Raw genomic sequence first — 12799 nt, forward strand, 5'->3', positions numbered from 1 at the left:
ATATTTCCCCGCGCAGAGGGGAAATATAAGGACTCACGTCGTCTTGCGGATGGCAACTTGAAGTTTATCGAGTGTATTAATGAATTTTTATAATTAAATAATTTTATGGGAAAATATATTATTAAATAATAATTTGTTGCCATTTTTATTTAAATTTCCATTTGGCTATTTAAGTAACTTAATTGATGTAATGTTATTTTTGTGATTTATTCTGGAAATATTTTAGTGTTGGATGTAATATTATATATGTCGAATTTCAACAATGAAATGTCGCCATTATTTTTAATATCATAATGTAAAAAATCAAGAGTTCCTTAAAAGGATAATGAATTTTTTATTATTATTTCTCAAAGAGGAATTATAATGAGCACACAACAACACAATGTTTTTTTAAAAAAAATTATGAGCTTACCCACATTTAATCTTGAATTATCTAGTGGGGAAAGGGAGGTTCATCTGTTTGCTAATGGAAATATGCAAGTTTGTATCATTGTTAATATACAAGCTGCAACTGATAATGAGGAGGTGGTAACCTTATCTACTGAACAATTAGATAGTATTGAATTAGTTGATAAAACAACAGATAAAAAATTATCTGGTGAGTGGGAATACAGCTCAGAGGAAAACGATTACCGTCACCATCTTCCAGGACGTAGCATAACAAGAGATACCAATTTATCATATGAAAGAGACGCGATCAGTGATGAGCCTAAACCCCAGAAAAAAATTTATTGGCTGAAAACAAAAAAAAGTGAAATCATCACAATAATGGCAAGAGTTACATTGGATGGGAAAACATATTCATCAGATGATTATCATCATAAGGGATCACATATTGTTGTTACAGGCCATGAACCAATTATTTATCATTCTGATAGTCTGGAGCCAGTAATTGAAGAAACAGTTACCTCTGGCACATATGGAGTTAAACAAACCATAACTACATATAGTTTATTTGGAACGAATACTCAAATTACATTTCAATATCCGCAATGGACTCAAAATAATTATTATCTCTTACCTAAAAAAAGTCAGGGCTATGCAGTGCATGATGTTGAAATTCGAAATACTATAAACGATGAAGATACCCTTAAGTATGATTACCGAAGATTTACCCATCATACAAGAAGTAACAATCTTTACCTTTGGTTTCTTTGGGGGACATATAATGCTGAGAGAACAGCTGGCGCGGCTTATCAGGTCTTAGAATTTGATGACCCACATGGTACTTCCAGTTTTAAATGGGAAGCTACCCCACAAGAGAAGATAGTCACAACAACACGCACAGATGCTATTAGTTTGAGTAGGCTTTATTTTGAAAGCCCAAGACCTGATTTTTGGGTTGATGAGGCTGACCAAATTCCACAATTCAAATTCCGTGATATCTATGGTAATGAGTCTGTCTTTCTAAAAGTTATCATGGACAATGCAGATTCGTTTCACCTACAGGAGGGCTGAATATAATATTTTGTCAGTCGCCGTAGTGAGTTTTCCTTGAGCATCCTCTGATTAAGAAATGAGAAATACATTTTTCTATAACTAGAAAAGAGAGGCGCTAAAATGCCATATGATTTTTTCTCAAATGCCCACAACTTTCAAAGTGCGGCCATGGGCAGTGTCGACCCCCGCACCGGCCTGTTTACGTATGCGATGCTGGTTGCTCAGTTAACCGGCAACAATCACCTCGGGCCGACTCAAACGATAGCGCTGTCGTATAACCCGCTTAATACCGGAGATATTGGCCTGGGTATTGGTTTTTCCCTGGGGCTGACCCAGTATGACCGCCGGCAACGGTTATTAAGTCTCTCCACCGGTGAGCGCTATAAAGTGGATGAATACACGGACAAAGTCTATCTGAAACAGTATAAGCAGGATGTTGTGCGGTTTGAAAAGGACGTCACTCAGAATGTTTACCGGGTGATCCATAAATCGGGTACAGTTGAAGTGTTGACCGGGCCGAAAAATGCCTATCACCTCAAAGTGCCTACACAGATATTTACCCCGCTGGGCCATGCCCTGAAACTGGACTGGATTTATAAAACGGGGACGATACCCCGTCTTGCTGCGGTATCGGACGAAAGGCGGGTGCTGTTAAAAATTGAGTATAAAACAGCTCGCTATACCCGTATTACGGTCTGGCCCGAATCATCGGAATCTTATGATATCCGATTACGCTTTGAGAATGACAAAGTCACTCAGATTAGCAATGAGACGAGTCACCACAGGTTAATCTGGACGCTGGAATATGACTCAGACAGCAATTTTTTAACCCGGGTTTCATCTCCGACAGGTGCCACGGAATTTGTGGATTACGATTTTGACGGCCATCAGTTTCCCAAAGAGGCAAAATTGCCGCCTCTGCCTTATGTCACCCGCTACACGCAACATACAAAGCAACGTTCCGAAATCATTAAGCACTATAAATATACAGAGTATAATTTTTTGGGTTATGGGAGTCACGAGAGCTGGAATGATGATGAAGATTTTCTCTACGGTGTCTTAAGTCATTACTGGTATGGCTCGACCGAAAGCTGGGACAACGGCACCACGCAACGCCATATTACCCGAAAGTATAATAAATACCATTTATTGGTGTCCGAAACGACGGAGCAAAATGGGTGCAGGCGGGTGCATGAGACCGACTATTATGCGCAGGAGGGCCGTTCGTTTGAAGAACAGCCCCCGCAGTTCCAGCTGCCGAAAACAGCCCGCGTCAGCTTCAATGACACCCCGGATGTGGAGGTGATCCAGACCGAGTTTGATGAAGCGGGAAACCCGACCGTGCAAATTGCGCCGGATGGCACCCGCACGGACTGGGTTTATTATCCGGCTGAGGGAGAAGAAGGGGGCTGCCCGGCGTCCCCGCAGGGCTTCGTGCGTTTTGTCAAATCCAGGACCGTGACACCGGGCAGGGCCTCGCCGGGAGGGACGTATGAGGATGTTCCGACTCACCGGACAGTCTATCGCTATGAGGTATTGCCGACCCTTCCCGGCGCACCCTGTGCGCATGCCGTCGCCTGCACCTATCAGGGCTGGTATAGTGAACAGCAGCATAACCCTCAGTTACTGCATGAAACACAGACCCACTATGTAAATGATACCCGCTCTCCAGACCACGGGCGCATCCGGCGGATTGACGAGACGGTGCATGCCCTGTCGGGAGAGGCGCTTGCGGCCGGCAAGGCATGGACAAGCTCCCAGATTTTCAGCTATACCCTGCAAGGTGAAGCGCTGGTGAAAACCGGTCAATGGGTCGGTCATGACCGGCTCAGTCTGACAACCGAGAGTCGTCAGTCGCAGGTCAGCGGCAAGTTATGGCAGGCCGTGGATGCACAGCAATGCACGGCTCATTATGATTATGATGAGCTGGGACGTATCTCAACGTATACCAGTAATGCGCATACCGACTATGCCCAGACGGTACATTATGCCTATGCCATTGAAGAGACAGGGGCAGCGGCGACCACAAAAAATGATGTATGGGGCAATCAGGCGCGTCTCCGCTTTAACGGGCTGGGTCATGTCTGCCAGCAGGAGATACGGGAAAAGGGGCAGGGAGAACAGGGCTGGCGGTTAGCATCTGACGCTGAACGGGATGGTTGGGGGCGGGTGGTCACTCAAACCCGGTATGACTGGTTACCTGTGGAAGATGGTACTGACAATCATGGTTGGACTGACCATGCCGCCGGTCAGATGGTGCGGATCTCTTCCAGCCAGCGTATTGAATACGATGACTGGGGAAAATTACACCGGATTATCCAGGACACGGGTGAGAGCGTCCGGCAGGATTATGATCCGGTGATCCGCACTGCGCAGATAACCCAACTGGCGGAAGGATTGCACTTTAGTCACAGTACCGTAGTGTATGATAACCGTCATCAGCCGGTCACGATCACCCTCTACGACAGCCAGGGGAAACAATATCGCCAGCAACACTACTACTATGATGGTCTGGGGCAGTTACGGGCCAGCGTTGACGAATTGGGGCAAAAGACCGAATACACGTACGATTTATTGGGACGGATATTGACGATAAGTCACGCTGATGGCACGGTTATCCGAAAATCTTATGCGCCGTTCACGACCGGCAATTTAGTCACGCAAATTGAAGTGAATGGGGAGGTGCTGGGGCGCCGTCGCTTCGACAGCCTGCACCGTCAGGTTGAAGTCACCAGCAGGGGGCGTACTTACTCTTCGTCCTATCAGGGGAATAGCCCCAGCCCCCGCGAGGTGACCGATCCGCTGGGGCAAACGGTGAAGTATCACTATGAACCGCAGCTGGGCAATGCCCTGACACAGGTGGAGGCGGGGGCGATACAGCAGCATTTTACCTACGATCCCCGGACCGGAGCGATGACAGCCGACCGTGCGGTACAGCAGGTCACTCACGGTATGGAATATACCGCTTCCGGTCGTTTGCAGCAGGAAACCTTCCGTTTTGACGATAAGGGCACGGCACGGGCGGCGACCTATACCTATTCCCCTATGGGCCGGCTGACCGCTTATCAGGATGTTACCGGGAAAAACTGTCGGGTCAGTTTTGATAAATCCGGCCGCCCGGTGGCGGCTTATGATCCTGATGTGGACGTGGTATTAACCTACGATGCGGCCAGCCGGGTCAGGGGCTGGCGCGTTCACGACAAACGCAGTGGTAAAACCCTGACCACCACGCTGGATTGGGATGATTTTGGGCGTGAGACGGCACGCCACATCCAGACGGAAACGGATACGCTGACTCTGGCACACACGTATACGGTCAGGGATCAGGTGGCGTCGTGCACCACCCGTTCACAAAGTGCCGGTTTGCTACGTCAGGAAACCTACACCTATGATCCGATCCGCAACTGGCTGACAGAATATGACTGTACGGGGTTAGAGCTTCCGCGTGATGCCTATGGTTTTAGCATAGCCCATCAGCGTTTTACCTACGATCGTTTGGGGAATATCCTGACATGCCTCACCACCCTTGATGATGGCCGCAGTGATACAGCCACGTTTATCTACAACCCGTCAGATCCCTGTCAGTTACTTACCGTCACCCATACCCACCCGGATTATCCGGCCACGATCCGTTTAGCGTATGACGCGGCCGGTCGTCTGAGACAGGATGAAGCGGGCCGGGCTTTAACCTATGATGCATTAGGGCGGCTGGTTAATGTGAGCGCCGGTGACCTGAGCAGCTCCTATACCTATGATGCGGGCAACCGACTGGCGCTACAACAAATCGGCACAGACAGAACCCATGAGCTTTATTATCAGGGGGCCACCCGCGTGACCGAAATTCTGCGCGAAAGCGGTGCGGTGACCCGTTTGTTACGGGCACAGGGGGAAACCGTGGCAGCCATCATGGATACCGGTACACATTTATTGGGCACTGACGGTCATGGCAGCGTGCTGGTGAGCCAGCAGGGAGAAGACCCGGAAACCCGCTATTGCTATTCCCCTTACGGGCAGCAGGCCGAAGGGAAAGGTAACCCGGCTATTCCGGCGTATAATGGCGAACGCCGTGATCCGGTGGGAGGAGCCTATCATCTGGGCAATGGATACCGGACTTATCATCCTGTTTTGATGCGTTTTAATGCCCCTGATAGCTGGAGTCCATTTGGTGCCGGGGGACTCAATCCGTATGCCTACTGCCTCGGTGATCCGATCAATCATATTGACCCGACGGGGCATCTCAGTCTGGGCAGTATTTTTGGGATTATTGGCGGCGCCATCGGGCTGGTGATTGGGCTGGCGATGGCTATCCCCACCGGTGGGGCCTCACTGGCGGGTGATGCCGCCATTCTCGCGGGGATTATCGCGGATGTGACCGGGATTGCCAGTGCGGCCACAGAAGACAGCAACCCCCGGGTCTCGGCAATTCTCGGCTGGGTTTCTCTGGGACTGGGGGCGCTCAGTCTGGGGACCAGTGTCATTGGCGGTCTTAGCCGCAGCATGAGGCGGTTGGGCCAACAGTCAGGTGAGTTTAGTGAAGCGTTTGGCAGCCGGTTCAGTAGTGGAGGGCCAAGGCAAATGAATCTGGTCACCCCTCCTGCAACATCAAGCGGATCAATGGCAAGCTCAAGCAATGACTATGTAGCCGTGTTCAGGCACGCCATAGTTGAAAATAGGATTAGGCAAGTTGAAAATCCCAGAGGGAGTGGTTTTTATACTGTAGGGATAGAAACTAATGGATTACCTGAAAATAGTCAGATGCAATACCTGAGAAGGAAATTATTTACCCCAAGAGGGGATAACTCTACGATAGAAATTATTGATAATATCATGCCATTAGAAAATGGAACTAACCAGTTATTAAATATCGGAAATGAAGATTTTGAAGTATTATATTTGCACTTTATAGACACCAGCATATTAAGTAATCGTAATCTATCTAATGCTGTTATTGGCACTGTTAATCGTCTCCGTCTTGTCACTAGACTTCATCTCTTAGACGCATCTGCATTTGACGATAACACTATAAATATGATGAAACGTTTGTGGGAAGTAAGCGAATTTTCTAATTCTAGTTTATGTAAGTGGCTATATTATCACTTGCGGTATTTATCTCCGAATCTAAATTTCCCAAACGATATAGCGGCAGAAGACAATGCATTTCAGTTTTTTAATCATATTCTTATTCCAAATCTGAGGGGATAAAAAAGTAAGCCTGGATTGGTATATGGGTATCCTGTCATGGATTATCTTTGGTCTGATCGCCGGAATCCTCGCTAAATGGATTCTGCCGGGAAATAACAGCAATTGTTCTGTTTGTATACCCTAAAATTTCTAACCAAGAATACAAGAAAGGGCATATTATTTTGATGCTCTTTCTTGCTCTTTATTATTGTCAATAACCTATTTTTCTAATGGAAGTGAAGCATCAGCGCCCCATTCAGCCCAGGAGCCATCGTATAATCCCGCTTCTTTATGACCAATCATATCAAGCCCCAGGACTAAAATTGCGGCTGTCATACCAGAACCACAACTGGTAATTATGGGTTGGCTTAAATCAATGCCCTGTTTGCGGAATATTGCTGCAATTTCTTCTTGTGGCTTATAGCTCCCGTTATCAATCAGGGCTGTCCACGGAACATTTTTAGCGCCGGGCAGGTGCCCCATTCTCAGACCTGGACGGGGTTCCGGCACTTTTGCCTGAAAACGGTCTTCTGCCCTGGCATCGACAAATTGTACCGCGACATTGTTACGGATAGCATCAAGGATCTGTGCCTGAGAACAGACTTTTTCAGGGGCAAACTGGATATTGAAAACTTCGGGAGAGCGAATAACTTTACCTGATTCGGGTGGATAACCGGCTTGCTGCCAGCCTTGTAAGCCCCCTGCAAGAATACGGATATGATGAGCCCCAAAAATTTTAAATGTCCACCATGCCCGTGGGGCGGAAAACATATTGCCTTGATCGTAAATTATCACCAGATGATTTTCACTGATGCCCATTTTGCTAACAGCCTGACGAAAGGTTTCCGGCTCCGGCAACATGTGAGGCAGGTTGATTTGTAGATTAGCGACCTCATCCAGATCAAAAAATTGTGCGCCCGGAATGTGTTTCTCTAACCAAAGCTGGTGATAATTGATGGATTGGGTAGGCATTGGGGCACTGGCATCAACGACAACGATATTCTCATCATGGCGATGTTCGTTTAACCATTGTGAACTGACAAAATATTCATTTTTCATGAGCTTCCTCATCGGGTGTTACGATACAAGCCAATGTATTTATTGCTGCCCTGTTGGCGCATTTTCCTGCTGAGCCTGTTGTGGTGCTTCGGCTGGTGTGGTTGAGCGGGTATATATATTCATCCCTGCCAGAAAGATCCCGCCAATTGAGCCGATGGAAAATAATATGATGATAATGAGCAGGATTTTTTTCATCTCTGTCTCCAATAAGGTTTTAATAACGAGTTATAACGGTTATAAAAAGTCAAAAGTATATCGGCTTCTGCATTCCAGACAAGCGATAACCGATTTTCTTGCATTGAGAGTAAAAAGACTGGAAACCGCTTCGCAGGAATGATCATATAAAGCTGATTTGAGATCAGTTCTATGGGAAAATTATTCCTTACCAAATTGCGCTTATGCGTTTGAATAGTAAAGACAGAAGTATGATGAAAAAAATAGCTCTCCAATTTTTAAGCAGTAAAACTCATGGCACTTTCTAGTTCAGTAAAAAGTCAGATTAGTCAGTGGTATAAATCATTATCTACCCATATTGATGGTTTCATTCCACGCGCTCCGCAACGTCAAATGATTGCCGAGGTTGCAAAGACATTGGCGGATGAAGAGGGGCGACATTTGGTGATAGAAGCGCCAACGGGAGTAGGGAAAACGTTGTCATATCTGCTCCCCGGGATTGCCATCAGTCGGGCAGAACAGAAACCATTGGTAGTCAGTACAGCCAATGTTGCCTTACAAGATCAAATTTACGGCAAGGATTTACCGCTGCTGCGTAAGATTATTCCTGACCTGAAATTTACGGGCGCTTTTGGTCGGGCGCGTTATGTTTGTCCGCGTAATTTGGAGGCCATTTGTGCTGAGGAAGGCGAGCAGATTGATTTGATGTTTCTGGTCGAAGACCAGACTGAAATTGCTAATAGTGAAGAGCGGGAATTATGTCGCCGATTGCGCAGTGATTATACAACGTTTGCCTGGGATGGCTTACGTGATCACCATAAACTGGCACTGGCGGATCCACTATGGGCAAAAATCAGTACGGATAAAGTGAACTGCCTGGCCCGCAATTGCCAGTTTTACCATCGTTGCCCATTTTTCCTTGCCCGCAGGGAAATTGAAGATGCAGATGTCATCGTTGCCAATCACTCTTTGGTTATGGCTGCGCTGGAAAGTGGATCGGTTTTACCGGAGGCAAAAAATCTGCTGTTGGTTCTGGATGAAGGGCACCATATTCCCGAAGTGGCAAGGGATGCACTGGAAGTTGAAGGGGAAATAACCTTATTCCAGTTTAATGGGCAGTTAGATACATTTATCCATCATGTAGAACAATACCTGGTTCAATTTCGGCCGACAAAACCTCCTGCTTTGGCAAATATCCCCCGATTACAGACCCATTGTGCAACAATCCGTGAATGCTTTAAGGAATTGGCGGAGATAACACAGGCGCTATTGCCTTCGCGTGGCGAAGCGGAAGAATACCTGTTCGAACTGGGAAAGTTACCGGAGAGTTTACTGCTATGTTGCCAGCAATTATTTAAACTCACTGATGGATTACGTGGGTTGGCTGAAGCGATTTTGAATGATTTGGGTGATCATCAGACTGCCAGACAAGATATTGTCCGTTTGCATCGTGCTATTTTGCAAGCCAGCCGAACGTTAGGCTATTTTGAGAATATGACAAAACTGTGGCGTTTGGCTTCACAAGAAGAATCTTCCCATGCGCCGATATCCAAATGGTTAACGCGACGCAATGAGAAAAATCAATCACATCTCTATCTTCATTGTGCAGGCATTCGGGTCAGCGAACAATTAACTCAGATACTATGGCGTACTATCCCCCATATTATAGTGACATCGGCCACGTTGTGTTCACTAAATAGCTTTTCCCGCATTCAGGAACTTACCGGATTACACGAAAATCATGGTGATCGTTTTATCAGCCTGTCATCGCCTTTTAAACATGTACGTCAAGGGCGTTTAGTCATTCCTCAAATGACACAGGAACCGACCATTCAAAATGAAATGCAGCATCTTGAGGAAATGTCGCGCTATTTTCGTTCTCAGGTGATGGCAGGGAAACATCGGGGAATGTTGGTACTTTTTAGCAGCCAACGAGCAATGGAAGGGTTCCTGACTTTCGTTACAGACTTGCGGTTGGTGTTATTGGTACAAGGTGATCAGCCTCGTTATCGATTGGTAGAAACACATTGCAAGCGAATTGATGAGGGACAAACCAGCGTTCTGGTTGGATTGCAGTCATTTGCAGAAGGATTGGATCTAAAAGGTGATTATCTTTCACAAGTCCATATCCATAAAATTGCATTCCCTCCCGTGACTAATCCGGTGATCATTACTGAAAGCGCATGGTTGAAATCTTTAAAACGTTATCCATTTGAAGTACAGAGTTTACCCAGCGCTTCCTTTAACTTGATCCAACAAGTGGGGAGGCTAATTCGCAGCCATGAGTGTTATGGTGATGTAGTGATTTATGACAATCGGTTATTCACCAAACGTTATGGTTCACGTTTATTGAATGCGTTGCCGGTATTTCCCATCGAACGGCCAAAGGTGCCAGCAGAAAAGAAATAAATAACTCAAGGATGAGTTATTTATTCAATTGCGCTGTATCAATATTCCAATTTGATGATTTTATTTTTATTACCTGAGGCAAATTGTTTTATCTTGCCTTTATGTTCCAATACATCTTCAATAAGTAAATTCATTTTTTATCCTAAAACCAGATTCTATATTGCTCTTAATGCCCGTCACTATTGAAGACACCAGTGCCTTAATAATGACGGGATATGTCCAAAACTAAAAACCTGGGCTTGAACTTACAACCTCTTGAAATTACTGTTCAACAAAACTGAAGTTGGATTGGTATAAAAAGGATAAATAATATAATAGTTAATATTATTTATCCTTTAAGCAAAAATGGATTTATAATCGTTATTTATCTACTTTTTTCAGGAAGCAGGTTTTCAAGACTAATCCTTTAATTTTATCGGCATTACATTCAATCTCGTCTTCACGGTGGGTCAGGCGGATGTTTTTGATCAGTGTGCCGCGTTTCAGTGTCTTGGAAGTGCCTTTAACTTTCAGGTCCTTAATAACCTGCACTGAGTCGCCGTCATCCAGTAATGCGCCGTTAGAATCTTTAACTTCGTTATCCATCTAATAGAATCCTCATGTTTATTTTTGAATCAAACAGGGATTATAGAGAGAAAAATGATTTTTTTAAAGGTTTGTGGGGTTTTTAAGGGTATAACTGCTTTTTTTAATGTTTTTTCCATCAATAATGGACACTGATGTTAAAAAGGCCACTGATGTGGCCTTAACTTAATTACGAGGAATAATATTTTTATTTTACTGCTCAATATTTGCTTCGATAAACCATAAAAATTTGTCGAGATCACGGGATGCTGCGGTAAACATATCCGCAGTGTCTTCATCTTCCGCATCAATGATCGCCTGACGGATATCATTAGCAACCACCGCATAGCGATCGGCCAGCACCTTTAGATGATCCTGTACATCGTGAATATCAGTTGGGTAGCTTTTCAGGGTGGTACGTTTATACACTTCCTGAACCGTGCCCAGCGCGGTTCCTCCTAATTGAACAGCTCGTTCTGCAAATATATCAAGGTGTTCTGTGACGGCATTACGAAAATTATCCAACATTTCATGAATGGCAATGAAATTGCGGCCACGCATATTCCAGTGAGCCTGTTTAGTCAGCATGGATAGGTCGATAAATTGGCTCACCATATGATTTAAGGTAGTAATCGTTCTCTGTTTAATACCTTCATCAAGATTGTTTCGGGTATAAATCAGGCCAGAAGGTTGGGTTTTGAGTAATTTCGCGGTATTCATAATAATATCTCCTTAATTCTGAGTAATGAGTTATCTCATTAGATAGAATAAATTTAGTTGATCATCTGTCGGAAGTCATATTGATTACCTCTATTGAATTGATAGTTATTGTGTTGGTCGGTAACATTTTGATAATTTATGAAAATAAAAAACCGGAGAAAAATATTTCTCCGGTTTCAATAAATCATCCCCGTATTTTTAAAGTCGTTATTCTACTTTTTCTATTTTAGTTTTTCGCTTAATGGTTGAAGTGGAGCCTATGGACGCACAAATAATACAGAAAAGGGCAACCCACTGACTCATTGCCAAATGTTCATTAAGAAAAATGATGCCTGATAATGCTCCCAATACAGGTTCAAGGCTCATTAATGTCCCGAATGTTTTGGCTGGTAAACGAGTAAGGGCAATCATCTCCAGAGTGTAAGGAAAGGCGGTGGATAAAATGGCGATCCCCAGGGCAATCGGTAGTAAAGAAGCATCGAACAGGAGTTCAGGGCCAGTCTGTATTAACCCGATTGGGAAGAAGATAAAGGCAGCAATGAGTGAACCGATAGAAACTGTTGCGGCTCCATAGCCCGCTCCAGCACGTTGCCCAAAGATAATATAAAGCGCCCAAAAAACACCGGCTCCCAATGCGTACAACATACCGATAGGATCGAGTGTATTGACACTATTTCCGATTGGCAGCAGGACGCTTAACCCGGCAATAACCAGGGCAATCCAGAGAAAATCCAGAGGACGGCGGGAAGAAAACATGGCTACTGCTAAAGGTCCGGTAAACTCAAGTGCAACGGCAATGCCGAGCGGAATTCGGGATAAGGACATATAGAACAGGTAGTTCATTGCCCCCAAAGAAATGCCGTAGGCAAAAAGCGGGAGCAATGAAGAACGCTGAAACGTTAACCGCCACGGTTTAAAAATCAGAAATAGGATAATCGTGCCTAATGCAAGTCTCAGGGCTGTGACACCGGGTGCACCAATGACAGGAAATATTGTTTTAGCCAGTGAAGCTCCGGCTTGAATTGATGTCATTGACAGTAACAATAAAATCACAGGAAGCAGTGAAAAAGAAGCTGCCCGATGCTTGGAAAGAGACATTTTAAAGAAACCTCAGTTACAACATGTTATTTAAGGTCGCCATCTTCGCAGTGAAACAGATATAACTCAACAGTATTATCAGTTGTATGCTTGTTAGCAAATGTTGAACAAAATCCAGCTTTATCACCTGATACTTGACCGTTTTAATAATTAC

Annotated in this window: 8 protein-coding genes and 1 pseudogene; 4 read left to right on the plus strand and 5 right to left on the minus strand. The window is 45.0% G+C overall.

Translation table 11 applies throughout. The annotated features are described in order from the left end of the window. Window positions 1-363: 363 nt before the first annotated feature. From AAY47_RS03470 to AAY47_RS21575, 3 genes and pseudogenes are all read left to right on the plus strand, one after another. Window positions 364-1458 carry a hypothetical protein gene (locus tag AAY47_RS03470; RefSeq protein WP_047766917.1) on the plus strand — a complete coding sequence of 365 codons (1095 nt, stop codon included), beginning with the start codon at window positions 364-366 and terminating at the stop codon, window positions 1456-1458. A 102-nt stretch (window positions 1459-1560) separates the two neighbouring features. Then, complete coding sequence (locus tag AAY47_RS03475) at window positions 1561-6642, plus strand: RHS repeat domain-containing protein (protein ID WP_047766919.1); 5082 nt, start codon at window positions 1561-1563, stop codon at window positions 6640-6642. Between the two features lie 22 nt (window positions 6643-6664). Then, a pseudogene (locus AAY47_RS21575) lies at window positions 6665-6739 on the plus strand (GlsB/YeaQ/YmgE family stress response membrane protein); the annotation flags it as partial. 101 nt (window positions 6740-6840) lie between these two features. Here AAY47_RS21575 and sseA read toward each other — a convergent pair. Then, on the minus strand, window positions 6841-7680 hold the full coding sequence (gene sseA / locus AAY47_RS03480; protein ID WP_047766921.1) for a 3-mercaptopyruvate sulfurtransferase: 840 nt from the start codon (window positions 7678-7680) through the stop codon (window positions 6841-6843). 39 nt (window positions 7681-7719) lie between these two features. Continuing rightward, complete coding sequence (locus AAY47_RS22205) at window positions 7720-7875, minus strand: hypothetical protein (protein WP_167400583.1); 156 nt, start codon at window positions 7873-7875, stop codon at window positions 7720-7722. 273 nt (window positions 7876-8148) lie between these two features. On the opposite strand from AAY47_RS22205, the gene dinG reads away from it, so the two are divergent. After that, the gene (dinG, locus tag AAY47_RS03485; RefSeq protein WP_047766923.1) at window positions 8149-10263 is read left to right on the plus strand and encodes an ATP-dependent DNA helicase DinG; all 2115 of its coding nucleotides are present in this window, start codon (window positions 8149-8151) and stop codon (window positions 10261-10263) included. A gap of 360 nt (window positions 10264-10623) precedes the next feature. On the opposite strand, the gene AAY47_RS03490 is transcribed toward dinG, so the two are convergent. The 3 genes from AAY47_RS03490 to rhtA form a co-directional block, all read right to left on the minus strand. Further along, a complete protein-coding gene (locus AAY47_RS03490) occupies window positions 10624-10848 on the minus strand; it encodes an alkylphosphonate utilization protein (RefSeq protein ID WP_047766925.1) in 225 nt (74 codons plus the stop codon). 192 nt (window positions 10849-11040) lie between these two features. Then, entirely contained in the window at window positions 11041-11547 is a 507-nt protein-coding gene (gene dps, locus AAY47_RS03495; protein ID WP_047766927.1) for a DNA starvation/stationary phase protection protein Dps, read from the minus strand. Window positions 11548-11754: 207 nt separating this feature from the next. Further along, complete coding sequence (gene rhtA / locus AAY47_RS03500) at window positions 11755-12645, minus strand: threonine/homoserine exporter RhtA (protein ID WP_047766929.1); 891 nt, start codon at window positions 12643-12645, stop codon at window positions 11755-11757. Between the last annotated feature and the right edge of the window lie 154 nt (window positions 12646-12799).

Origin of the sequence: Xenorhabdus griffiniae (assembly GCF_001028135.1) — a bacterium.
In the GTDB taxonomy this organism is placed as follows: Bacteria; Pseudomonadota; Gammaproteobacteria; order Enterobacterales; family Enterobacteriaceae; genus Xenorhabdus; species Xenorhabdus bakwenae.